Source organism: Pseudonocardia lacus (assembly GCF_018531445.1).
Lineage (GTDB): Bacteria > Actinomycetota > Actinomycetes > Mycobacteriales > Pseudonocardiaceae > Pseudonocardia > Pseudonocardia lacus.
In genome coordinates this window covers 1-22,445 of sequence record NZ_JAHDTH010000140.1, presented here as the reverse complement: position 1 = coordinate 22,445, position 22,445 = coordinate 1, and the positions used below count along the sequence as shown (strand labels likewise).

21 protein-coding genes and 1 rRNA gene are annotated in these 22,445 nt (G+C 75.6%); 11 read left to right on the top strand and 11 right to left on the bottom strand.

Features of this window, described 5'->3' with window-relative positions:
- From rrf to KIK08_RS25870, 4 genes are all read left to right on the top strand, one after another.
- A 5S ribosomal RNA gene (gene rrf / locus KIK08_RS25885) occupies positions 1-115 on the top strand; the annotation flags it as partial.
- Between the two features lie 102 nt (positions 116-217).
- Positions 218-1,060 (top strand): GNAT family N-acetyltransferase, encoded by an 843-nt coding sequence (locus KIK08_RS41915; RefSeq protein ID WP_214405853.1) that lies wholly within the window; start codon positions 218-220, stop codon positions 1,058-1,060.
- Positions 1,061-1,124: 64 nt separating this feature from the next.
- Positions 1,125-4,127, top strand: a complete 3,003-nt coding sequence (locus tag KIK08_RS25875) for a bifunctional [glutamine synthetase] adenylyltransferase/[glutamine synthetase]-adenylyl-L-tyrosine phosphorylase (protein ID WP_214405852.1) — start codon at positions 1,125-1,127, stop codon at positions 4,125-4,127.
- A 54-nt stretch (positions 4,128-4,181) separates the two neighbouring features.
- Positions 4,182-4,817, top strand: coding sequence for a LysE family translocator (locus tag KIK08_RS25870; RefSeq protein ID WP_214405851.1), 636 nt, complete (start codon positions 4,182-4,184; stop codon positions 4,815-4,817).
- 57 nt (positions 4,818-4,874) lie between these two features.
- Here KIK08_RS25870 and KIK08_RS25865 read toward each other — a convergent pair whose 3' ends face one another.
- Positions 4,875-5,771, bottom strand: a complete 897-nt coding sequence (locus KIK08_RS25865) for a helix-turn-helix domain-containing protein (RefSeq protein ID WP_214405850.1) — start codon at positions 5,769-5,771, stop codon at positions 4,875-4,877.
- 68 nt (positions 5,772-5,839) lie between these two features.
- Between KIK08_RS25865 and KIK08_RS25860 the strand changes: the two genes are divergently transcribed.
- From KIK08_RS25860 to KIK08_RS25850, 3 genes are read left to right on the top strand one after another with little or no spacing between them, the layout of a single operon-like run.
- Positions 5,840-6,556 (top strand): M50 family metallopeptidase, encoded by a 717-nt coding sequence (locus KIK08_RS25860; RefSeq protein ID WP_308257891.1) that lies wholly within the window; start codon positions 5,840-5,842, stop codon positions 6,554-6,556.
- Between the two features lie 17 nt (positions 6,557-6,573).
- Entirely contained in the window at positions 6,574-6,987 is a 414-nt protein-coding gene (locus tag KIK08_RS25855; protein WP_214405849.1) for a nitroreductase family deazaflavin-dependent oxidoreductase, read from the top strand.
- A 39-nt stretch (positions 6,988-7,026) separates the two neighbouring features.
- The gene (locus KIK08_RS25850) at positions 7,027-7,464 is read left to right on the top strand and encodes a GlcG/HbpS family heme-binding protein (RefSeq protein ID WP_214405848.1); all 438 of its coding nucleotides are present in this window, start codon (positions 7,027-7,029) and stop codon (positions 7,462-7,464) included.
- 39 nt (positions 7,465-7,503) lie between these two features.
- Here the strand turns inward: KIK08_RS25850 and KIK08_RS25845 are convergent, their stop codons facing one another.
- The gene (locus KIK08_RS25845; protein ID WP_308257890.1) at positions 7,504-7,980 is read right to left on the bottom strand and encodes a DnaJ family domain-containing protein; all 477 of its coding nucleotides are present in this window, start codon (positions 7,978-7,980) and stop codon (positions 7,504-7,506) included.
- Between the two features lie 92 nt (positions 7,981-8,072).
- Here KIK08_RS25845 and KIK08_RS25840 point away from each other — a divergent pair, with 92 nt between their 5' ends.
- Positions 8,073-9,101 (top strand): serine hydrolase domain-containing protein, encoded by a 1,029-nt coding sequence (locus KIK08_RS25840; protein ID WP_214405847.1) that lies wholly within the window; start codon positions 8,073-8,075, stop codon positions 9,099-9,101.
- A gap of 96 nt (positions 9,102-9,197) precedes the next feature.
- Here the strand turns inward: KIK08_RS25840 and KIK08_RS25835 are convergent, their stop codons facing one another.
- Entirely contained in the window at positions 9,198-9,818 is a 621-nt protein-coding gene (locus KIK08_RS25835) for a PadR family transcriptional regulator (protein WP_214405846.1), read from the bottom strand.
- Positions 9,819-9,874: 56 nt separating this feature from the next.
- On the opposite strand from KIK08_RS25835, the gene KIK08_RS25830 reads away from it, so the two are divergent.
- Positions 9,875-10,732, top strand: a complete 858-nt coding sequence (locus tag KIK08_RS25830; protein ID WP_214405845.1) for a class I SAM-dependent methyltransferase — start codon at positions 9,875-9,877, stop codon at positions 10,730-10,732.
- 84 nt (positions 10,733-10,816) lie between these two features.
- On the opposite strand, the gene KIK08_RS25825 is transcribed toward KIK08_RS25830, so the two are convergent.
- The 4 genes from KIK08_RS25825 to KIK08_RS25810 all read right to left on the bottom strand — a co-directional run bounded on the left by KIK08_RS25825 (position 10,817) and on the right by KIK08_RS25810 (position 15,118).
- The gene (locus KIK08_RS25825) at positions 10,817-11,677 is read right to left on the bottom strand and encodes a tetratricopeptide repeat-containing protein (protein WP_214405844.1); all 861 of its coding nucleotides are present in this window, start codon (positions 11,675-11,677) and stop codon (positions 10,817-10,819) included.
- A gap of 164 nt (positions 11,678-11,841) precedes the next feature.
- The gene (locus KIK08_RS25820) at positions 11,842-12,468 is read right to left on the bottom strand and encodes a GOLPH3/VPS74 family protein (RefSeq protein ID WP_214405843.1); all 627 of its coding nucleotides are present in this window, start codon (positions 12,466-12,468) and stop codon (positions 11,842-11,844) included.
- A 299-nt stretch (positions 12,469-12,767) separates the two neighbouring features.
- Positions 12,768-13,967 carry a DNA polymerase IV gene (gene dinB, locus KIK08_RS25815; RefSeq protein WP_214405842.1) on the bottom strand — a complete coding sequence of 400 codons (1,200 nt, stop codon included), beginning with the start codon at positions 13,965-13,967 and terminating at the stop codon, positions 12,768-12,770.
- A 200-nt stretch (positions 13,968-14,167) separates the two neighbouring features.
- On the bottom strand, positions 14,168-15,118 hold the full coding sequence (locus KIK08_RS25810; RefSeq protein ID WP_214405841.1) for a dihydrodipicolinate synthase family protein: 951 nt from the start codon (positions 15,116-15,118) through the stop codon (positions 14,168-14,170).
- A gap of 70 nt (positions 15,119-15,188) precedes the next feature.
- On the opposite strand from KIK08_RS25810, the gene KIK08_RS25805 reads away from it, so the two are divergent.
- Positions 15,189-16,109 (top strand): LysR family transcriptional regulator, encoded by a 921-nt coding sequence (locus tag KIK08_RS25805; protein ID WP_214405840.1) that lies wholly within the window; start codon positions 15,189-15,191, stop codon positions 16,107-16,109.
- A 9-nt stretch (positions 16,110-16,118) separates the two neighbouring features.
- On the opposite strand, the gene KIK08_RS25800 is transcribed toward KIK08_RS25805, so the two are convergent.
- The 4 genes from KIK08_RS25800 to KIK08_RS25785 are packed head-to-tail and all read right to left on the bottom strand — an operon-like array spanning position 16,119 to position 21,570.
- On the bottom strand, positions 16,119-16,448 hold the full coding sequence (locus tag KIK08_RS25800; RefSeq protein WP_308257889.1) for a Rieske (2Fe-2S) protein: 330 nt from the start codon (positions 16,446-16,448) through the stop codon (positions 16,119-16,121).
- Positions 16,445-18,988 (bottom strand): nitrite reductase large subunit NirB, encoded by a 2,544-nt coding sequence (gene nirB, locus KIK08_RS25795; protein WP_308257888.1) that lies wholly within the window; start codon positions 18,986-18,988, stop codon positions 16,445-16,447. The genes KIK08_RS25800 and nirB overlap by 4 nt, the downstream gene beginning before the upstream one ends.
- Before the next feature lies 1 nt (position 18,989).
- Positions 18,990-19,337 carry a molybdopterin oxidoreductase gene (locus KIK08_RS25790; protein WP_214405839.1) on the bottom strand — a complete coding sequence of 116 codons (348 nt, stop codon included), beginning with the start codon at positions 19,335-19,337 and terminating at the stop codon, positions 18,990-18,992.
- Positions 19,338-19,341: 4 nt separating this feature from the next.
- Positions 19,342-21,570, bottom strand: a complete 2,229-nt coding sequence (locus KIK08_RS25785; RefSeq protein WP_214405838.1) for a molybdopterin oxidoreductase family protein — start codon at positions 21,568-21,570, stop codon at positions 19,342-19,344.
- Positions 21,571-21,731: 161 nt separating this feature from the next.
- On the opposite strand from KIK08_RS25785, the gene KIK08_RS25780 reads away from it, so the two are divergent.
- Positions 21,732-22,445 (top strand): lytic polysaccharide monooxygenase auxiliary activity family 9 protein (locus KIK08_RS25780; RefSeq protein ID WP_214405837.1); only part of this gene is annotated, 714 nt, incomplete at its 3' end.

Sequence of the window (22,445 nt, the reverse complement as noted above, 5' to 3'; positions counted from 1 at the left end):
CGGTGGTTGTGGCGGAGGGGGTACGCCCGGTCCCATCCCGAACCCGGAAGCTAAGCCCTCCAGCGCCGATGGTACTGCACTCGTCAGGGTGTGGGAGAGTAGGTCGCCGCCGACATTCAACATGGGGCCCGGATCCTGTTTTCAGGATCCGGGCCCTTTTTTCGTGCGCGTGCATAATCGGCTTCGCGGTCGGGGCGGAGCGCGGCATGCTGGCCGCGTGGACGTGCGCGTGATCGAGGACCCGAGCGAGTTCGTCGCGCTGGCCGGCCCGGTGCTGGCCGCCGACCCGGCCCGCCACACCATCACCCTCACCGCGCTCGACGCGATCAGCCGCGACGGCGCTCCGGTCGAGATGATGCTGCTGGCCCGGGAGGCCGGTGAGGTCGTGGGCGCAGCGCTGCGCTCGCCCGGTCGACACCTGCTGGTGGAGGCGTTGCCGGTCCGGTTCGCCGACGCGGCAGCGGACCTCGTGGCGCGCCACGATCTGGACGCTCCCGGCGTGAGCGGCCCGGTGGCGGCCGCCGAGGCGTTCGGCAGGGCGCTCGCCGCGCGCCGCGGAGCGCGGCTGGAGGTGGAGACCCGCAGCCGGCTCTTCCGGCTCGGCGAACTGGTGCCGCCGGTGGGTGTGCCGGGCGCCGCCCGGCCGGCGGGGCAGGACGATGTCGACCTCCTGGCCGTCTGGCGCGCCGCTTTCGCCGTCGAGGCGCACGAGCCGGGGCACACCCCCGTCGACAGCGCGGCGGAGGTGCGCCGGTCCATGCGCCTGGGCAGTGCCGAGGTGCTCTGGGAGGTCGACGGGATCGTCGTGTCGCAGGCGACGGCGCGGCCGGTGCTGGCCGGGATGTCGAGGATCGGACCGGTCTACACCCCACCCGAGCACCGCCGGCACGGCTACGCGGCGGCGGTGACGGCGGCGGCGAGCCGCTGGGCCCTCGACGCCGGCGCCGACCCGGTGCTGCTGTTCACCGACCTGGCCAACCCGACGACCAACGCCCTCTACCCGCGCATCGGCTACCGCCCGGTGCACGACCGCGTCGACCTGGCCCTGGTCCGGGGGTGAGGGCGGCACCGGGACGCGCGAGCGCCCGCAGTGCCGCAACCGCCCGTCCGTGGGGCAGGATCGGGTGGTGAGCGATCGCCGTCCCCGGGTCTCGCTGGCGCGGCTGGGGTTCACCGCCGAGTGGGCCGAGGCCAGCCTCGTGGAGCTGGGCTGGTGGTCGGGCGACGGTCCCGCCGAGGGGGCCGAGGAGATCATGTGGGCGCTGGCCCGCAGCCCCGATCCCGACCTCGCCCTGCGCACCGTCGAGCGGCTCTTCGGGGCCACCGCGGACGGCCCCGCGCTGCAGCGGGCGCTGCGCGACGACGTCGGCCTGCGCGGGCGGCTGCTGGCACTGGTGGGCGGGTCGACGGCACTGGGCGACCACCTGGTCACCCACCCCGACCGGTGGCGGCGCCTCGTCGGTGGCGCCGGAGAGGCCTTCGGCCACGACCCCACCGCGACGCTGCTGGCCGCGGTCGGCGCCGATCCGCACGCGCCGCCGGCCGGTGCCGCGGACGGCTCCGCGGCCGCGCTCACCGGAGCCGAGGCGGTCGCCGCCCTGCGCACGGCCTACCGCGACGAGCTGCTCGTGCTGGCCGCGAGCGACCTGGCCGCCGTCAGCGAGCGCGACCTCCCGGTGCTCGACGTGGCCGACGTGGCGTCCCGGCTCGCCGATCTGGCGGCGGCGGCCCTGCGCGCGGCGCTGGCCGTGGCGCTGGCCGAGGTCGGGGAGGACGCCGGCCGGCTCGCGGTGATCGCGATGGGCAAGTGCGGCGGCCAGGAGCTCAACTACGTCAGCGACGTCGACGTCGTCTTCGTGGCCGAGCCCGCCGACCAGGCCACCACCCGGCTCGCCACGCGACTGATGCGGATCGCCGGGGAGGCCTGCTTCGAGGTCGACGCGAACCTGCGCCCGGAGGGCCGCCAGGGCGCGCTGGTGCGCACCCTGGAGGGCCACGTCGCCTACTACGAGCGGTGGGCCAAGACCTGGGAGTTCCAGGCGCTGCTCAAGGCCCGCCCGGTCGCCGGCGACCCGGAGCTGGGCGCGGCCTACGCCGAGGCCGTCGCGCCGATGGTGTGGAGCGCGGCGGGGCGCACCGACTTCGTCGCCGACGTCCAGGCGATGCGCAGGCGGGTGGTGGAGCACCTGCGCCCCGACCGCGCCGACCGGGAGATCAAGCTCGGCCCGGGCGGGCTGCGCGACGTCGAGTTCGCGGTGCAGCTGCTGCAGCTGGTGCACGGCCGCACCGACGAGGCCCTGCGCTCGGCGACCACCCTGGACGCGCTGGCCGCGCTGGCCGACGGCGGGTACGTCGCCCGCGACGACGGCGCCAACCTGGCGGCCTCCTACCGGTTCCTGCGGTTGCTGGAGCACCGCCTGCAGCTGCAGCGGATGCGCCGCACCCACCTGCTGCCGGCCCTGGACGACCACACCGGCCTGCGCTGGTTGGCCAGGGCGGCCCGGATGCGCCCGGACGGGCGCCGCGACGCGGTCGGCGTGCTGATGGCGGAGTGGACCCGCAACGCGCGGCGGGTCCGCAGGCTGCACGAGAAGCTGTTCTACCGGCCGCTGCTGGCGGCGGTCTCCCGGCTCAGCCCGGACGCCACGCGGTTGTCCGAGTCGGCGGCGACCGCCCGGCTCGCCGCGCTGGGCTGGGCCTCCCCGGAGGGCGCGCTCAACCACCTGCGGGCGCTCACCTCGGGCGTGTCGCGGGCCGCGTCCATCCAGAACGCGTTGCTGCCGGTGCTGCTCGAAGAGCTCGCGGTCAGCCCCGACCCGGACCGGGGCCTGCTGGCGTACCGGCGGGTGTCCGAGGCGCTGGCCACCACGCCCTGGTACCTGCGCCTGCTGCGCGACGAGGGCCAGGTCGCGGAGCGGCTGATGCGCCTGCTGGGGGTCTCGGCGCTGGTGCCCGACCTGCTGGTGCGCGCGCCCGAGGTGCTGCGCCTGCTGGCGGCCCCGGTCGCCGGGCAGGCCGACGAGCTGCTGCGCGACCCGGCCGAGGTCGCCACCTCCCTGCGGGCGACGGTGGCCCGCCAGCAGGACCCGAAGGTCGCCGCCGACACGGCGCGCTCGCTGCGCCGCCACGAGATGCTGCGGGTGGCCTGCGCCGACCTCATCGGCGCGCTCGACGTCGAGGGCGTCTGCGCCGCGCTCAGCTCGGTGTGGACCGCGGTGCTGCAGGCCACCCTCGACTCGGTGCAGCGCGCCGTCGGACCCGGGCCGGCCCGGCTCGCGGTGATCGGCATGGGCCGGCTGGGCGGGGCCGAGATCGGCTACTCCAGCGACGCCGACGTGCTGTTCGTCTGCGAGCCCGTCGACGGCGCCCACGACCACGACGCCGTGCGGCACGCGACGACGATCGCGGAGACGGTGCGCCGCAGATTGGCCGCGCCGAGCCCCGACCCGGCCCTCGTCGTGGACGCCGACCTGCGCCCCGAGGGCCGCCAGGGCGCGCTCGTGCGCACGCTGAGCTCCTACCGCGGCTACTACGCCCGCTGGTCGCAGACCTGGGAGGCGCAGGCCCTGCTGCGCGCCCGCCCGGTGGCCGGCGACGCGGACCTGGGCCGGCGGTTCATCGAGATGATCGACCCGATCCGCTACCCGGACAACGGCATCGGCGACCAGGCCGTCACCGAGATCCGCCGGATCAAGGCCCGGGTCGACGTCGAGCGGCTGCCGCGCGGCGCCGACCGCGGCACCCACACCAAGCTGGGCCTGGGTGGCCTGGCCGACGTGGAGTGGACCGTGCAGCTGCTGCAGCTGCTGCACGCCGGCGACATCCCCGAGCTGCGCACCACGTCCACGCTGGAAGGGCTGCGCGAGGCGGGCGAGGCCGGGCTGATCACCGAGGCCGACGCCAAGGCGCTGGCGAACGGCTGGACCATGGCCACCCGCGCCCGCAACGCGGTGATGCTGGTGCGCGGCAAGCCCGGCGACCAGCTGCCGCGGTCGGGACGGGAGCTGGCCGCGGTGGCCGTCGCCCTCGGCTACCCGCCGGGCGGCGACCCCGGGGTCTTCCTCGACGACTACCGCCGGGCCACCCGGCGGGCCCGGGCGGTCGTGGAGCGCGTCTTCTACGGCTGACCGGAACGCGCGAAGTCGGTGGGCACCCCCGCGTCGGCGCCGTAGCGTGCCGGGGTGCCCTCCGTGCAGACCCTCGTGACGTTCGCGCTGGCCGGGATCGTGCTGGTCGCGATCCCGGGGCCGAGCGTGCTGTTCATCGTCGGCCGCGCCCTCGCCCACGGCCGGCGCGCCGCGCTGACCAGCGTCGCCGGCAACACCACCGGTGCCGCCCTCGTCGTGCTGGTGGTGGCGCTGGGCTTCGGCGCCGTGGCCGCGCAGTCGGTCGAGGTGTTCACCGTGCTGAAGCTGGTCGGCGCCGGCTACCTCTGCTACCTCGGCGTGCAGACGTTCCGCCACCGCGGCGACCTCGCCGCGCTGGTGGGCTCCCCGGACGGCGCGCGCGACCGGCGGCTGTTCTGGCAGGGCGTGCTGGTCGGCGCGACGAACCCGAAGGTGCTGGTGTTCTTCGCGGCGGTGCTGCCGCAGTTCGTCGACGCGGACGCCGGCAGCGCGACCGGGCAGATGCTGGTGCTCGGGCTGCTGTTCGCGCTGATCGCCTCGACGCTGGACAGCGCATGGGGGCTGGCCGCCGGCACCGCGCGCCAGTGGCTGGCGACCTCTCCGGCGCGGTTGCGCCGGATCGGCGGCGCCGGCGGTCTGATGATCTTCGGGATGGGGGTCGCGCTGGCCTTCACCGGCCGCCGCGACTGACCCGCCGAACCCCTCACCCCGCGGAGCGCAGTGCTCATCCCCCGCGGAGCGCAGTGCTCATCCCGCACGTAGTGCGGCGATCACCCACTCGAACGCCGGGACGCTCGACGGGACCGGCGCCCAACCGTTGAGCACCCCCAGCAGCTGCCAGTACCGCTCGACCCGGCGGTCGGAGAAGGTGGCCAGGGTGTCGGCGGCCGCGGCCCGACGGCCGGGGTCGAAGTCGGGCCCGGTGATGCGGGCCAGCACCCGCTGGCCCTCCTCGGAAGCCGGGTCGACGCCCGCGGCGAGCGCACCACCGGCGTGCTCGGCCACCGCGGCCGGGTCGATCGCCGGCGCCTCGGTGGCCGGCGCCGATCCGGCCACCGCCATCTCCCGCACCCGGGCCCGGAACGCCGGGTCGCCGACCAGCTCGGCGAGCTCCACCCAGGCCGCGACCTGCTCGGTGCTCGGGTCGTCGGGCAGCTCGGCCGGCATGCTCCGCATGGCGCCGGCGATGCCGGCTCCCGGAGCCTGCGGGTCGGTGCCCGCGAAGGTCGCGTCGACGAACTCGTCGATCATCTGCTGGCGCTCGGCGGCGGAGAGCCGGGCGAGGTCGTTCATCAGTGCTGCCTTTCGTTCGGACCACTCCCCGCCGGCGAGCAGCGTGCACAGGGCGCGCTGCACCCGCAGGGCGCGGATCTGGGAGTCGATGGCCTGGACGTGCGCGGCGGCCACGTCCTGGACGCTGCGGCGCCGTTCGAGCACCAGCCGGACGTCGTCCAGGCCGAGGCCGAGCTCGCGCAGGGTGCGGACGAGGTCGAGGCGGGCCACCGCGCGGGAGTCGTAGCGGCGGTAGTTGCCCCGCGACCGGTCGGTCTCGGGCAGCACGCCCTCGTCGGACCAGAAGCGGATGGTGCGCGCGGGCACGCCCGACCGGCGGGCGAGCTGCCCGATGGTCAGCAACGTCGTCATGACCCCATGCTGGAGGTTCCAGTGGGTGGAAGGTCAAGCCCGATCCGGGGCGCTGCCAGACTGGGCCCGTGGGAGCCGACCAGCTGACCGGGATCGTGGACGCCGTGCGCACGACCGTCGCGCAGAGCCCGGGCGTGCTGCTGGCGGCCCTGCTGGCCGTGGTCGCCGTGGGCTGGTCGGTGTCGTGGCGGTGGACGCGCACGGTGGTGACCATCGCCCACGAGGGCGGGCACGCGCTGACCGCCGTCGTCGCCGGACGCGGTCTGACCGGCATCCGGCTGCACCCCGACACCTCCGGGCTGACGGTCTCGACGGGGGCCCGGCGCGGGCCCGGGCTCGTCCTGACGTTCCTCGGCGGCTACCCGGCGCCGTCGCTGCTCGGGCTGGGTGGCGCGGCGCTCGTCGCGGCCGACCTGGCCCAGCTGATGCTGTGGATCGCGCTGGGCCTGCTGGTCGCGACGCTGGTGCACGTCCGCAACCTCTACGGCGTGGTCGCCGTGGTCGCGACCGGCGCGGCGGTGGCCGCGGTCGCGGTCTGGGGCGGAGCACGGCTGCAGGACGGGTTCGCCGCGGCGCTGTGCTGGTTCCTGCTGTTCGGCGGGCTGCGCGCGGTGCGCGAGCTGCAGCGCGGGCGGCGCCGCACCCGCGGCCGCGCCGACGGGTCGGACGTCGACATGCTCGCCCGGCTCACCCGCGTGCCCGGCGGAATGTGGGCGGCGATCTTCTGGTTGATCGCGGGAGCGGCCGTGCCGGCCGCCGGCTGGATCATGCTGGTCCGGTCGTGACCGCGCTTAGGAGTGCAGTGAACGAGGACTTCAACAGCCAGATCATCGAGGAGTTCCGGGCGAACGAGGGCCGCGTCGGTGGCCCGTTCGAAGGCGCCCCGATGATCCTGATCCACCACCGCGGGGCCAAGTCGGGCACCGAGCGGGTGGCGCCGCTGGTCTACTTCCCGCAGGACGACGGCAGCCTGGTCATCATCGCCTCCAAGGGCGGCGCGCCGACCAATCCCGACTGGTACCACAACGTGAAGGCCCACCCGGTCTTCGACGTCGAGGTCGGCACCGAGACCTTCCCCGTGACGGCCGAGGAGGTCGTCGGCGAGGAGCGCGAGACGATCTGGGAGAAGGTCGTCGCCGCCAGCCCGGGCTTCGGCGAGTACCAGCGCAAGACCACCCGCACGATCCCCGTCATCCGCCTCACCCGCAACGGCTGAGGACCCCGCACACGGGCGCGCTGCGGCAGGATGTCGGCCATGACGATCACCCTCGACCAGGCCCGGACCATCGTGGACGCCGCCCTGGAGCACGGCACCGCGCAGGGGTTCAACCCGCTGACCGTCGCGGTGCTCGACCCCGGGGGTGCGCTCGTCGCGCTCGGCCGCCAGGACGGCTCGGGCAACCTGCGTCCCGACATCGCCGTCGCGAAGGCCTGGGGCGTGCTCGGGATGGGCATGACCAACCGCGCCATCGCCGCGCGGGCCGCCGACTCCCCGGAGTTCTTCACCTCGGTGGCCGCGCTGGCCGGGGGCCGCATCCTGTCGGTGCCCGGCGGGGTGTTCGTGCGCGACGCGGACGGCACCCTGCTGGGCGCCGTCGGCGTCACCGGCGACGCCTCGCTCAACGACGAGGCCGCGGCGGTGGCCGGGATCGCGGCCGCCGGGCTGGTCGCCCAGACCGGCGCGGAGGACTGACCGGGGCGCTAACCCCCGGCCGCTGGTCGCCGGGTTCGTTCAGCCCCGCCGGCTCCACCACCGCCGCCGGGGCGGCTGCTCCGGCACGGGCGCGGGGTCCGCGGGGACCGGCTCGGCGGGAGCGCTGCGCCCTTCGCGCCACCGGCGCACGGCCGCGTCGGCGTCGACCTTGCCGATCCGCAGCCGCGGCGGGGTCGGGGCGCGGAGGTAGTCGACGATGCGCAGGTTCAGCTCGGAGACCGCGTCGCGCACGGCGCGCTCGGTCGGCAGGGCGCCCAGCGACTCGGGCAGCCGGTCGATCTCCTTGCGCAGCTGGACCGACGGCGGCAGCAGCGCGTCGGGCGACAGGCCCTCGCGGCGCACGTAGCCGCGCACCCACCACAGCTCGTCGTCGGGCCCGGTCAGGCCCGGCAGGGGCTTGCCCTTGCCGGGCAGGTCGTCGAATGCGCCGCGCTCGGCGGCCAGCCGGATCTGCCGGTCGATCAGGGACTCGTGCTGCTCGGGCACCGGTGCCACCCCCTCTCCTCGACCGTACCGGGCCGCCGCGGTCCCGGACCTGGCGCCGGGCGTGCGGGCGGGGGACACTGCGTCCGGACCGAGGAGCGGCCATGGGCACACGGGGGTCGGCGAGGACGCCGAGGAGGCCGGGCGGCGCGCGCACGGGCGTCGCGGCCCTGCTGCTGGTCGTGCTGACCCTGACCGCGTCGGTGGCGTGCACGGCGCCCCCCACGCCGCGCCCGCCCGACCCCGTCCCCGCACCGGCCCCGGTCGTCCCCGGACCGACGCCACCGGGCCCGCCGGTCGCCGCGCCGGACGTGCTGCCGAGCCGGATCGAGGCGTTCCTGAGCGCCAGCAGGTGGGGTCGCTACGACCGGGTGTCCCGGGTGCTGGTCCGCGTCGAGGGGCGCACGGTGGTCGACCGGCGCCGCCCGAGCGCGCCCGAGCAGCGCCGCGAGGTCAACGGGTTCACCGCCGCGGTGCTGGTGGCGCTGGTGGGCGTCCTGCTGGACCGCGGCGACCTCGGCACCGAGGGGCTGCGCGGCGCGCGGCAGCCGGTGGCCGCGCTGCTCCCCGCGACCGCGCCGTCGCCGCTGCCCGAACCGCTCGCCTCGGTGGCCGCGGTGCGCCTGCACGACGTGCTGGTCGGCACCTCGGCCGACGACACCTCGGCCCTCGCCGCCCTGCTCACCGCGGCCACCGGTCGCCCGGTGCCCGACCTCGCCCGCGAGCTGCTGTTCGCGCCGCTGGGCATCGACCCGCCGTGGACGGGCCAGGGCCCGGCGGTCACCGCGGAGGAGATGGCCGCGGTCGCGGCGCTCTGGCTCGACCGCGGCGCGGTCGGCGGGCGCCAGGTGGTGCCGGCGGGGTGGATGGACCTGGCCGTGCGCCCCTACTCGGAGACGGGGCGGCGCTCGCTGCCCTACGCCGGCTACCGGCAGTGGCTCACGCGCGCCGACCGGCACGCCGCCGTCGTGCTGACCGGCGACGACGGCCAACTGGTCGAGGTCGTGCCGGGCCTGGACCTGGTGGTCGTGGTCAGCTGCGACGAAGACCCGACCCCCGCCCCGGCCATCCCGGCGGGCAGCGAGGCCTTCGTCGAGCTCGTGGCGAGCCTGGTGGTGCCGGCGTTGAGCTAGTGTCCCCCGCCGGAAGTCCACCAAGTATCTCGGCGGCCCACCGATATACCCGCCGAGCTTCCGGCGGGGGACACTGGTTGCCCGTCGATGCCGGCCTCACCAGTCGGCTCGGCGGGCGATGGCCTCGAACTCGGCCGGATCGGCCACGGCGTCGGCCGGGTCGTCCGGCCAGGTCTCGATCTGCTCGGCCGCCCAGTCGGCCCAGCGCGCGACCAGCGCGTAGAAGTCGGTGAGGAAGGCCCCGGCGAGCAGGGGTGGTGCTGCCCGGTGCTGCTGGGGGCCCTTCCCGGAGGCGTACTCGCGGGCCGCGACCAGGTTGCCGACGTTGGCCTGCTCGGCCCAGGCGCGTGCGGCGGCGACGGTGCGGAGCGCGTCGTCGCGGCTGCCCTGGTCGGCGAAGACGAGCTTGAGCAGCTGCTCGAACTCCAGGACGGGTCCCTGGGCGGGTTCGGCCAACCAGCGCGCCAGGGCGGCGCGACCCTCCGCGGTGATCGTGTAGACGGTGCGCGGGCGCCGTCCGACGCTCTCGGCGGTCGCGGTGGCCCACCCGAGCGCGACCAGCTTCTTCGGTTCCTCGTAGAGCCGGCTCGTCGCGCGCGGCCACATGCGCCCGAGGCTGCGCTGCACCTGCTGGGTGAGCTCGTAGGTGCTGCCCGGGCCCAGCGCGAGCAGGCCGAGGACGGCGAACGAGGTGCTCGTCGCGCTGGTGCTTGACATTTACTCTCCTTGAGACCATTCTCATACTCTCATTGAGAGTATAGGAGACGGGCGGCATGTCCTCCTCGACGGCGTCGGTCGACGCGACCAACCACGACCAGGAGCGAGCCTGGGACGGGCCGGAGGGCTCCTACTGGGCCGCCCACCACGAGCGCTTCGAGGACTGCCTCGCGCGCTACCAGCCGCCGTTCCTCGCCGCGGCCGCGATCCGGCCCACCGACCGCGTGCTCGACGTCGGGTGCGGCACCGGCGCCTCGACGCGCGACGCGGCTCGAACCGCCCGCGCGGGGCACGCGCTCGGGGTCGACCTCTCCTCCCGGATGATCGACGTCGCCCGCCGGCTCGCCGCCCGCGACGGGCTGGCCAACGCCTCCTTCGAGCGGGCCGACGCCCAGGTGCACGACTTCGGGGCCGCGGCCTTCGACGTCGTCATCAGCCGCACCGGTGCGATGTTCTTCGGGCGGCCGGAGCCCGCCTTCGCCAACCTGCACCGCAGCCTGACCGCCGGCGGCCGGCTCGTCCTGCTCACCTGGCAGCCGCCGGGCCGCCAGGAGTGGATCGACGCCTTCTCACGGGCCCTCGCGGGTCGCACCCCACCGACCGCCGACCCGACCCGACCCGGCCCGTTCTCCCTCAGCGATCCCGACCGGGTGCGGACGCTGCTGCGCGGCGCAGGCTTCACCGACGTCGACCTGACGCCCCTGGTCGAGCCGATGACCTACGGGCGCACGGTGTCGCAGGCCCACGACTTCCTCATCGGGCTGTTCGGCTGGATGCTCGAGGGACAGGACGAGCGCCGCCGCGCGGAGTCGATCGAGGCGCTGCGCGGCGTCCTCGAGTCCCACCTGACCGCGGACGGGGTCCGCTTCGGGTCCGCCACCTGGCTCGTCACCGCACGGCGCGCCCAGCACTGATCGACCGGGCTCTCCGACGCACGGTCGGCTCGCGTTCGTCCTCGTCGGCGAGGATCCCGCACCAGGGGACGACGGGACGGGTACCTACAGCTGGTGGTCCCGCTCAGCGGGAACCGGCCCTCCGGTCGCGAGCCAGGCGGCGTCCTCGCGCAGCGCGACGGCGTCGGGGTGCTGCGCGCCGAACGCCCGCTCCGCGGCCGCGGCGGCCAGGGCGGCGGTGTCGGCGGCCGCGTCGGCCTGGCCGAGGTCGGCCAGGCACCAGGCGAGGTGCGCGCGGCTGAGGATGGTCAGGTGGAACAGCGGCCCGTGCGCCCGCTCGGCGTCGATCATGGTGCTGGTCAGGTGGTCGACCGCCACGGCGGGGTCGCCGCTCTCGGCGCGGGCCAGCGCGTGGCCGATCCGCGACATCAGGGTGTCCGGGTGGTCGGCCCCGAGCACGCGCACCCGCTGCGCCGCGACCCGGCCGGAGAGGGCGCTCGCCTCGCTCAGCCGCCCGGCCAGGCGCTGCGCGGTGGCCAGCGCGTCGCGGGCGACGAGGGTCGACGGGTGGTCGGTGCCCAGGACGCGCTCGCGGTCGGCCAGGTTCTCGGTCAGCAGCGCCAGCCCGTCGTCCCAACGCCCCAGCGTGAGGCGGGCGGTGGCCAGGTTCCCCTGGGCGACGAGGGTGTCGGGGTCGTCGGGACCGAGGACGTCGGGGCAGAGCGCGGCGTTGTCCTCGAGCAGGTCGAGCGCGGCCGCGCGCCGGCCCCCGGTCCAGTACGAGACGGCCAGCGCGTTGCGCGCGGACAGTGACCGCCGGTCCTCGCCGAGCGCTCCGGCGGGGCCCGGCTGGCCGGAGCCGACCGTCGCCCCGTTGCGCAGCAACGCGCTCTCCAGCAGGAAGGGAGAACCGTCGAGAATCCCGCCGGAACCGTTTCGCGGCGGCCGGAACGGGAGTTCCGCCACGGAGCCTCCGTAATGCTCGCCGAGTGGGGGTGGACGAGGCTAACACCAACGGCCCAGCGGTGGACCGAAGGGTGACTACGTTCCGATTTGACCCTTCCGGTGCAGCCGGCGCACCGTCGGACGGGCCATTCGTCGGGCGCTCCGCCCAACGGGCGCTCGGTCGTTCAGCCGCCTTCCGCGGCCGCCCGCGCCCCGGCGAGGACGGTGTGCAGGTCGGCCGGGAGGTGCTCGTTGACCTGGCGGACCAGCTCGCGCGCGGCGCCGCGGTCGATCTCCGGGTCGAGCACGCCCTCGACGCCCAGCGTCCACAGCAGGCTGGCGGTGAACGCGCCGGGCAGATCGATCTCGCGGGGGCTGCGGATCATCCGCTCCAGGCGCATCCGCGGCCGGGCCGCGGCCAGCAGGTCGACGCCGGGGAACCGGTCGGGCTTGCGGCGGACCAGCCCGCCGCCGCTCTCCCGGCGCACGACGCCCAGCTGCTCCAGGCGCCGGGAGATGAGGTCGTAGAGCGGCTCGGCCAGCGAGTCGGTCCAGGCGCGGACCGAGCGGACCGAGACGTGGCGCTGCACGGTGTCCAGGACGTAGCCGTCGACCTCGTTCGGTTCGAGCGCGTAGCTGTCGGTCAGCACGACGCGGGCGTCGGCGAGGGCGATCCGCCCGGCGACCAGGAGCTGGGCCAGCTCGGCCGCGACGAGCCCGTAGCCCAGGCGTTCGCGGTTGATCCGCAGCTTGCCGCTGAACTCGTCGTGGGCGATGAGGAAGAAGCCGGCTGCCAGCTCGTCTCGCTCCATCAGGTGCCGCGTCCTGTCCTCATGTCCGGTGCGTCGTGTCCGGGAATCGTAGTGAGGGGCGGGCAGTCCGGGACAGTGCGGCCGATCGGCCTAGCCGGAATAGGCTGACATCGGCTCCATTGCGCCCATCCGTGGACGTCTTCGGGATGAGGCGCGACCATTCGCGGAGTCCGGAAAGCCGAACTCGAACGGCGAATGATTGCGCAGTCACGAACCTGCCCGTAATCCGCCCCCGGACGGCGATCGTGACTGTTTCGTTGCGTGCGTGAGCCGCTGCTCTGCGTGGTCGAGCCGACCGGTCAGGGGTCGGGCAGGAGGGGAACGCTCGGCGCGACCTCGCGCCCGAGCTGCGTGGCCCGGGTGACCGAGCGGGAGCCGAACCGCTCGCGGACCGAGTCGAGCGCGGTGTCCAGGGTCGGCCCGGCCGCGGCGTCGAGCGGGAGCGACAGCTGGACGGACCGGTCGTCGCGTAGGTTCGACAGCGACAGCCCGAGCAGCGTGAGGCCCTTCTCCCGGATCAGCGGCATGGCGCCGGCGAGCAGGCCGCGGGCCGTGCGCAGGATGGTCTCGGTGTGCTCGGTGGGCTCGGCCACCGAGTGCGAGCGGGTGACCCGGGTGAAGTCCGCGAAGCGCAGCCGCAGCACCACCGTGCGGCACAGCCGGTGGCCGCCGCGCAGCCGGCGGGCCAGCCGGTCGACCGTGCCGGCGAGGATGGCGTCGAGCTCCTCGGGCGGGCGGGGGCGCCGGCCCAGGGCCTGCTGGGAGCCGATCGAACGGCGCCGGCGACCGGTGTCGACGGCGCGCGGGTCGCGGTTGTGGGCCAGTGCGTGCAGGTGGCGCCCGGAGGCCCGGCCCAGGATCGACACGAGCAGCGGCTCGCCCAGCGCGGCGACCTCGCCCACGGTGCGGATGCCCATCCCGTGCAGGGTCTGCGCGGTGACCTTGCCGACGCCCCACAGCCGCTCCACCGGTAGCGGGTGCAGGAAGTCGAGCTCGCCGTCGGGTGGGACGAGCAGCAGCCCGTCGGGCTTGGCCACGGCGCTGGCCACCTTGGCCAGGAACTTGGTGCGCGCGATGCCGACCGTGATCGGCAGCCCGACCTGCTCCAGCACCGCGCGGCGCAGCCCCACCGCGATGTCGCGGGGCGGGCCCGCGATCCGCCACAGCCCGCCGACGTCGAGGAACGCCTCGTCGATCGAGATGCCCTCGACCAGCGGCGTGGTCGAGCGGAACACCTCGAACACCGCCTTGCTCGCCGCGGTGTAGGCCTTCATTCGAGGCGGCACGACGATCGCGTCGGGGCACAGCGCCCGCGCCTGGCGCCCGCTCATCGCCGTGCGCACGCCGCGGGACTTGGCCTCGTAGCTCGCGGCGAGCACGACCCCGCCGCCGACGATGACCGGCCGCCCGCGCAGGCGGCGGTCGTCGCGCTGCTCGACCGACGCGTAGAAGGCGTCCAGGTCGGCGTGCAGGATGGTGGCGCCGTTCGACACGAACATATGTTCGCATCCGGCCCCCGTTCCCCCGCCCGCGCTGCGCCCAGCGGTTCGCCACGCCGCCTGACACGCCGCTGACCAGCGTGTTGAACGAAATATTGGGTAACGGTGCGGGTTCGGCGTTCGAGGAAGTCCCCGTGCGGTTCGCCACGGACCGGGGCCGCGCACGGGTGACCGCCCGTTCCATCCCCTCCACCGGGCGGTCACCCACCGGCGACGGCACCGCCGGCGGTCGCGAATGCGGTCGTGGCGTCGTCCGGGACGAGGTCGGCCAGCGCGGCCAGCGCGTCGGTCACCGCCGCCCGGTCCGCCGCGAGCAGCGGCAGCCGGACCGCGGGCGAGGGGATGCGGCCGGTGGCGTGCAGCACCGCCTTGACGACCGTGGGGTTCGGCCCGGCGAACAGCGCCGCGGAGAGCCGGGCCAGCCGGGCGGCGAGCGCCCGGGCGAGGGGGAGGTCGCCGGCGCGCCACGCGTCCACCGCCTCCGCGAAGCGCCCGGTCGCCAGGTGGGCCGAGGCGAGGATGCCCCCCTCGGCGCCGAGCGCGAGCATCGGGGCCAGCAGGACGTCGTCGCCGGCCAGCACGCGGAAGCCGGCGGGCCGGTCGCCGAGCAGGTCGACCGCCGTGGCGTCGACCGCGCCCGCCGAGTACTTCACGCCGACGACGCCGGGCAGGCGACCCAGTTCGCGCAGCGTCGGCGCGTCCAGGGCCTGCCCGGACCGGTAGGGCACGTGGTAGACGACCATCGGCACCGGGCTCGCCTCGACCAGCGCCGCGAAGTGGGCCAGCACGCCGGCCGTGCCGGGGCGCACGTAGTACGGCACGGGGACGAGCGCGGCGGTCACGGCCGGGTGCTCCGCGAGCGCGCGCAGCGCCTCGGCGGACCCGCGCGTGTCGGCCCCACCCGCCCCGACGACCAGGCTCGCGCCACGCTCGGCGCACACCCGCTCGCACACCCGCACCACGGCGGACCGCTCGACGGGGTCGAGCGCGGACGCCTCGGCCGTGGTGCCCAGCGCGACGACGCCCGCGGCGCCGGCGTCGAGGACGTGGCGGGCGAGGCCGTCGAGCGCGTCGAGGGCGATGCCGCCCTCGGCGGTGAACGGGGTGACGAGGGGGACGAGGACGCCGTCGAGGCGGGGCGAGGCGGGCACCCGTCGAGCCTGGGGCCGGCCACCGATCAAATCCAGTTCACAGTTCTTCGGTGAAGGTTAAGCTCCACTGATGCTGGACGTGCGTCGCCTGCGCCTGCTGCGGGAGCTGTCCCACCGCGGCACCATCGCCGCCGTCGCCGAGGCGCTGGTGCTCACGCCGTCGGCGGTGTCCCAGCAGCTCGGCGTGCTGGAGCGGGAGGCGGGCGTGCCGCTGCTGGAGCGCGCCGGGCGCCGCCTCGTGCTCACCCCGGCCGCGCGCACCCTCGTCCGGCACACCGAGGTCGTGCTCGACCACCTCGAACGCGCCGGCGCCGAGCTGCAGCGGGCCCGCCGGGGGCTGGCCGGTCCGGTCCGGCTGGGCACGTTCCCGACCGCGGCCCGCGCGATCGTGCCCGCCGCGCTGGTCGCGCTGGCCGAGCGGCACCCCGGGCTGGAGCCGATGCTCAGCGAGATCGACCCGGCCCGGCTGCCCGACGCCCTGCGCGCCGGGGAGCTCGACCTCGCGCTGACCCACGACTACGACCTCGTGCCGGTCCCGCCCGAGCCGGGGGTGGCCGTGGAGCCGCTGTGCGTCGAGGCGGTGTTCGTGGCGAGCCCGCGCGACGTCCCGGGCGACCCGGGGGCGTCCGGGCTGGCCCGCTGGCGCGCCGAGCCGTGGATCATCGCGCTGCCCGGGACGTCGTGCGAGGTGGCGACGCTGCGGGCGTGCCAGGCGGCCGGGTTCGCGCCGCGCGTGCGCCACCGGGTCGACGAGTTCGCCACGGTGCTCGCGCTGGTGGCGGCCGGGCAGGGGGTCGCGGTCGTGCCGCGGCTGGCGCTGGGGGCGGTGCCGGCCGGGGTGGCGCTGCAGCCGCTGCCCCTGCACCGCCGCACCGGTGTCGCGCACCGGGCGGGGGCCGCCCGCCACCCTGCCGTCGCCGCGGTGACGGCGGCCCTGCGCGAAGCGGTGCCCCCCGACCTGACGGCGACACCCCTGCCCGCGCCGTCCTGAGCGGCGCCGTCACAGCTCGACGACGATCTCCCCGTCGACCACCCGCGCGGGGAACACCCGGACGCGATCGCCCTCGGCGCAGGTGCCGTCGGCGAAGGAGAACGCCCGCAGGTGCAGCGGGCAGACGACCGCGCCCGGGTCGAGCTGGCCGTCGGCCAGCGGGCCCCCGGCGTGCGGGCAGCGGGCCCGGGTGGCGCGCAGCGCGCCGTCCCGCAGCCGGAACACCGCGACCTGCTCGCCGGCCACCGCGAACGCCCGGCCCTCGCCGACCGGCACCTGCTCGACCGGGCCCAGCCGGTGGCCCGTCACCGTCGCCGATCCCACTTCTGCGGCGCTCACGCCATCGCTCCGCCGCGCAGCCGGTCGCCGTGCGGGGACGCCGAACCGTCGCGCACCGGTACCTGGGGCAGGGGCACGAGCGGCAGCGACCCGTGGAACTGGCCCTCGGTCGCCGGCTCCGCGCCCTCCTTCCACGGGTCCCGGTAGGCGTCCACGGCGATCTGCATCCGCTCCTGCAGCCCGGCCACGATCCCGTCGCGGTCGTCGACCAGCAGGGCCCGCAGCTCGTCGATCCCGACGCGGGGCACGAAGTCGTAGGTGCGCTCCAGCCAGCGCCCGTTCTCCCGGTAGTACTGCATGAACACGCCGGTCAGCCGCAGCGCCTCGGGGCGGCCGTCGACCGTGGCCAGCACGTCGCCCTTGCGCACCGACGCCCCGGCCGCGCCGCCGACGTAGACCTCCCACCGGTCGTCGCCCACGGCGACCACGCCGATGTCCTTGACCAGCGCCTCCGAGCAGTTGCGCGGGCAGCCGGCCACGGCGAGCTTGAGCTTGCCCGGGCTCTCCAGGCCCTTGTAGCGCTCCTCGATGTCGATGCCCAGCTGCGTGGAGTCGCCCAGGCCGAAGCGGCAGAAGTCGGTGCCCACGCAGGTCTTCACCGTGCGCATCGACTTGCCGTAGGCGTAGCCCGACGGCATGTCCAGGTCGGCCCAGACCCCGGGCAGGTCCTCCTTGCGCACGCCGAGCAGGTCGATCCGCTGGCCCCCGGTCACCTTGATCATCGGGATGGCGTACTTGTCGGCCACGTCGGCGATGCGGCGCAGCTCGTCGGCCGTGGTCACGCCCCCCGACATCCGCGGCACCACCGAGAACGTGCCGTCGCGCTGGATGTTGGCGTGCACCCGGTCGTTGATGAACTTCGCGTCGCGCTCGTCGACGTACTCGCCGGCCCAGACGACCTTCAGCAGCGAGGCCAGCGCCATCTTCGACGGCGCGTGCTCGCCGCCCGGGGCCAGCGCCGCGAACACCGCCGACACCGACTTCAGCCCCCGCTCGCGGACGGCGGCGATGAGCGCGGGCTTGTCCATCGGGATGGCCGGCACGTACCAGCCGGCGCTCTCGTCGACCTCGACGTCGCCGCCGGTGGCCAGCTCGACGATCTCGCAGACCAGCGCCTTGCAGGAGCCGCAGCCCTTGCCGGCCCGGGTCCTGGCCATCACCCCGGTGACGCTGCGGGTGCCGGCGTGCACGCAGGCCACCAGGTCGCCCTTGGAGACGCCGTTGCAGTTGCAGACCTGCACGTCGTCGTCCATCTCGGCGGCGCCCTGCGCGGCCGAGGGCCCGGCCAGCTGGAAAAGCAGCTCCACCCGCTCCTCGGGCAGCGGCAGCCCGCGGTCGAAGCTCTGGGTCAGGAACGCGACCTTCTCCACGTCGCCGAGCAGGGTGGCGCCGACCAGCTTGCCGTCGCGCACCACCACCGACTTGTAGACCCCGCGGCGCGGCTCGGAGAACCGGACGAACTCGTCGTCGTCGCGCTCGGGGCGCTTGAGCCCCATCGCGGCCACGTCGACGCCGGCGACCTTGAGCTTCGTGGCGTTGCGCGAGCCGTGGTAGGCGGCGTCGGGGTCGGCGCCGGTGAGGTGGTCGGCCAGCACCGTCGCCTGCTCCCACAGCGGCGCGACGAGCCCGTAGACCTCGCCGCGGTGCTGGGCGCACTCGCCGACGGCGTAGATGTCGGCGTCGTCGACCGTGCGCATCTGGTCGTCGACCACGATGGCCCGCTCGACGGTCAGCCCGGACACCACGCCCAGCCCGACGTTGGGCCGGATGCCGGCGGTGACCACCACCATGTCGGTGTCGATCGTCGAGCCGTCGGCCAGCACGACCCCCGACACCGACCCGCCGCTGCTGCGGACCGCGGTCGGGCGCTGCCCGGTGCGCACCTCGACGCCGACCTTCTGCTCCAGCACCCGGCGCAGGATCGCCCCGGCCTCCTCGTCGAGCTGCTGGTTCATCAGCACCGGGCCGCCCTGCACGACGTGCACGTCCAGGCCGTGGCGGCGCAGCCCGTAGGCGGCCTCCAGGCCCAGCAGCCCGCCGCCGATCACGACCGCGCCGCGGTGGCGCCGGGCGTAGTCCAGCATCGCGGTGGTGTCGTCGAGGGTCCGGAAGCCGAACACGCCAGGGGTGAGCGTGCGGTCGTCGACCCACATGCCGTCCATCGGCGGGAAGAACGTGCGGCTGCCGGTGGCGATGATCAGCTTGTCGTAGCCCAGCACCGCGCCGTCGTCGGCCAGCACGACCTTGGCGAACCGGTCGACGCGCACGACGCGCACCCCGGCCCGCAGGGCCACGTCGTTCTCGGCGTACCAGTCCAGCGGGTTGAGGTAGAGGTCCTCGTCGGCCTCGTCCTCGCCGGCCAGCACGTGGCTGAGCATGATCCGGTTGTAGTTGCCGTAGGGCTCGTCACCGAAGACGGTGATCCGGAACCGCTCCCCGCCGCCGCGGGCCAGGATCTCCTCGACCGTCCTGGCCCCGGCCATCCCGTTCCCGACGACGACGAGGTGCTGGCGGTCGTCCCGCGGTGCCTGCTGGAACACCTCAGACCTCCACCAGGCCGAGGTCGACCACGACGGTGCCGGTCAGGCCCTCCGGCGCGGCCACGTGCAGCTCCAGGGTGGAGCCCTCCTCGACGTCCTCGACGACGGCCAGCGCGACGTGCGTGCCGGCGCGGGCGCCGATGGGGAAGTAGCGCATCGGCACCCCGTCGCGCAGCAGGACCACGGCGACGAGCTCGTCGGTGCTGTTCCCGCCGCGGAAGTAGAGCGTCTGGGCGATGCGGCCCGGCGGGACGGTGTAGACGAGGTCGGGGTGCAGCGGCGCGGGCTTGTCCAGCCCGGCCCCCTCGAAGGGGTGCACGCCCTGCAGGAACGCGGGCTTGCTGATCATCGGCTCAGCTCCTCGTGGTGGGGACGGTGACCGCGGCGGTGGTGACGACGGCGGCCGGAGGGGCCGCGGGGCGGGCGGGGCGCACGGCCGCCACCGCGACCGCGCAGGCCTTGAACTCCGGCATCCGCGAGGTGGGGTCCAGGCGCGGACTCGTCAGGTCGTTGGCGCCCGGCCAGTGGAAGGGCAGGAAGACCGTGTCGGGGCGGATGGCGTCGGTGAGGCGGGCGAGCGCGACGGTGCTGCCCCGCCGGGTCGTCAGCCGCACGGCGTCGCCGTCGCCGACGCCCACCAGCCGGGCCAGCTCGGGGTGCAGCTCGGCGTACATCCGGTCCTCGGCGCGCACCAGCGCCGGGCTGCGCCGGGTCTGGGTGCCCGACTGGTAGTGCGTGCGGGAGCGACCGGTGGTCAGCAGGAAGGGGTAGCGGCCGTCGGTGCGCTCGGTGACCCGCCGGTCGGCCACCGCGACGAACCGCGCCCGCCCGTCGGGGGTGGGGAAGCGGTCGGTGAACAGCCGCGGCGTGCCCGGGTGCGCCGGATCCGGGCAGGGCCAGAACAGCTCCTCGCCGGCGTCGAGGCGGTCCCAGGTGATGCCCGCGTAGTCGGCGACCCCGCCGGCGCTGGCCCGGCACAGCTCGGCGTAGACCTCGGCGGGGTCGGTGGGGAAGTGCGCGCCGCGGCCGAGCCTGCGGGCCAGCTCGTGCCAGATCTCCAGCTCGGTGCGCACCCCGGGCGGCGGGTCGAGGGCGCGCCTGCGGCGCAGCACGCGGCCCTCCAGGTTGGTCAGCGTGCCCTCCTCCTCGGCCCACTGGGTGGTCGGCAGCACGACGTCGGCCATCCGCGCGGACTCGGACAGGAAGAAGTCGGTGACCACCAGCAGGTCGAGCGCGCCGAACCGCTCCGCGACGTGGCGGGCGTTCGGCGCCGACACGACCGGGTTGGACGCGGCCAGCAGCAGCACCTTCGGGCCGGCCGGCGTGCCGAGCGAGTCGAGCAGTTCGTAGGCCGACACCCCGGGCCCGGGCAGCGAGTCGGGGTGCACGCCCCACACCCCGGCGACGTGCGCCCTGGCCGCCGGGTCGGCCAGCTTGCGGTAGCCGGGCAGCTGGTCGGCCTTGAGCCCGTGCTCGCGCCCGCCCTGCCCGTTGCCCTGCCCGGTCACCGTCGCCCAGCCCGACCCGACGCCGCGCCCGGGCAGGCCCAGCGCCAGCGCCAGGTTGATCCAGGCCTGCACGGTGTCGGTGCCGTCGGCGTGCTGCTCGGCGCCGCGCGCGGTGAGGATCATGGCCGTGCGCGCGCGGGCGAGTGCGTGCACGGTGGCAACCAGGTCGGCCACCGCGACCCCGGTGACCCGTTCGACGCGGTCGGGCCAGTCGCGGCGCACCTGGCGGCGCACGGCGGCGAACCCGGTGGTCCGCGCGGCGACGTAGGCCTCGTCGACGAGGCCGTCGCGGATCGCGATGTGCAGCAGTCCGTTGGCCAGGGTCAGGTCGGTGCCGGGGACCGGCTGCAGGTGCCGGTGCGCCGCCGCGGCGGTCGCCGTGCGGCGGGGGTCGACGACGATGTGCGTGGCCCCGCGGACGCGCCCGGCCTCGAACCACCGCATCGCCGGGGGCATCGTGTCGGCCGGGTTGCTGCCCACGAGCAGCACGACGTCGGCCTCGGCCACGTCGGCCAGCGGGAACGGCAGCCCGCGGTCGATCCCGAAGGCCCGGGTGCCCGCCGCGGCCGCCGACGACATGCAGAACCGGCCGTTGTAGTCGATGGCCGACGTCCCGAGCGCCACCCGGGCGAACTTGCCCAGCTGGTAGGCCTTCTCGTTGGTCAGCCCGCCGCCGCCGAAGCAGGCCACGGCGTCCCGGCCGTGGGCGCGCTGGGCGGCGGTGATCCCGTCGACGACCCGGTCGAGGGCCTCGTCCCAGCTCACCGGGCGCAGCTCGGCGCCGCGGTGCGGCCGGGCCAGCGGGGTGGTCAGGCGCTCGGGATGGGCGAGCAGTTCGAGCGCGGAGGCGCCCTTCATGCACAGCCCGCCGCGGTTGACCGGGAAGTCCTCCCGCCCGGCCAGTTCGGGCCCGCCGCGGCCCGCGGACAACCGGATGCCGCACTGCAGCGAGCAGTACGGGCAGTGCGTGTCGGTGTGGGTGCCTGCGTGGGTGCCTGCGTGGGTGTCTGGGTGCGTGTCTGGGTGCGTGTCGCTGTGCAGGTCGGTGTGCAGGTCGGTGCGCGTGGCGGCCATTGCCAGCCAGCGTCGGGCGCCCGGATTACGGCGGCGGGCGCCTGCGCGTTGTCCGTCGGTTACGGCTGGCTCACCCGGGCCGGGCCCCGCTGTGAGCACCGCCCGTCGACCCGAGCCCGCCGGGGGTGAACGCCGGTCGGTCGGCGTACGTGAGTGATGGCGTGACACCGCGCAGATCCCGGACCCCCGCCCTGCTGGCCACCATGCTGGGCACGGTGCTGGCGGTCGGCCTGGGTGTCGCGTTCCCCGGCACCGCCGCCGCGCACGGCGCGCCGACACTCCCGCTCAGCCGGGCCGCCGAGTGCGGCGGCGAGGGCACGCTGACCGACACGCCCGCCTGCCGGGCGGCGCTGGCGGCCAGCCCCGACCTGCCGACCGAGTGGGACAACCTGCGCGTGGCCGGCGTGAACGGCCGCGACCGCGAGGTCATCCCCGACGGGAAGCTGTGCAGCGGGGGCAAGCTCGCCTTCGCCGGCCTCGACCTCCCGCGCGACGACTGGCCCACCACCGACCTCACCGCGGGCGCCGACTACACCTTCACCTACCGCGGCACGATCCCGCACGAGGGCACGTTCCGGCTCTACGTCACCAAGCCGGGCTTCGCCCCCGACCAGCCGCTCACCTGGGCCGGGCTGGAGACCGAGCCGTTCGCCGAGGTGACCGACCCGCCGCTGGCCGACGGCTCCTACGCCTTCGACGCCACCCTGCCCGCCGGGCTCACCGGCCGGCACCTGATCTACACGATCTGGCAGAACAGCGGGAGCGAGGACACCTACTACTCCTGCTCGGACGTGGTGTTCGTGGACGGCGCCGCCCCGGCCGCCGCGCAGGCCCCGGCCGAGCCCGCCGCGGCCGCCCCGCCGAGCACCGCGACC

Excerpts from the sequence above, each read along its gene's own strand:
- KIK08_RS25865 (WP_214405850.1), bottom strand. The coding sequence starts at position 5,771 with ATGACGACGTTGCTGACCATCGGGCAGCTCGCCCGCCGGTCGGGCGTG.
- KIK08_RS25850 (WP_214405848.1), top strand. The coding sequence starts at position 7,027 with ATGACGATCACCCTCGACCAGGCCCGGACCATCGTGGACGCCGCCCTG.
- KIK08_RS25840 (WP_214405847.1), top strand. The coding sequence starts at position 8,073 with ATGGGCACACGGGGGTCGGCGAGGACGCCGAGGAGGCCGGGCGGCGCG.
- KIK08_RS25835 (WP_214405846.1), bottom strand. The coding sequence starts at position 9,818 with ATGTCAAGCACCAGCGCGACGAGCACCTCGTTCGCCGTCCTCGGCCTG.
- KIK08_RS25830 (WP_214405845.1), top strand. The coding sequence starts at position 9,875 with ATGTCCTCCTCGACGGCGTCGGTCGACGCGACCAACCACGACCAGGAG.
- KIK08_RS25820 (WP_214405843.1), bottom strand. The coding sequence starts at position 12,468 with ATGGAGCGAGACGAGCTGGCAGCCGGCTTCTTCCTCATCGCCCACGAC.
- dinB (WP_214405842.1), bottom strand. The coding sequence starts at position 13,967 with ATGTTCGTGTCGAACGGCGCCACCATCCTGCACGCCGACCTGGACGCC.
- KIK08_RS25805 (WP_214405840.1), top strand. The coding sequence starts at position 15,189 with ATGCTGGACGTGCGTCGCCTGCGCCTGCTGCGGGAGCTGTCCCACCGC.
- KIK08_RS25790 (WP_214405839.1), bottom strand. The coding sequence starts at position 19,337 with ATGATCAGCAAGCCCGCGTTCCTGCAGGGCGTGCACCCCTTCGAGGGG.
- KIK08_RS25785 (WP_214405838.1), bottom strand. The coding sequence starts at position 21,570 with ATGGCCGCCACGCGCACCGACCTGCACACCGACCTGCACAGCGACACG.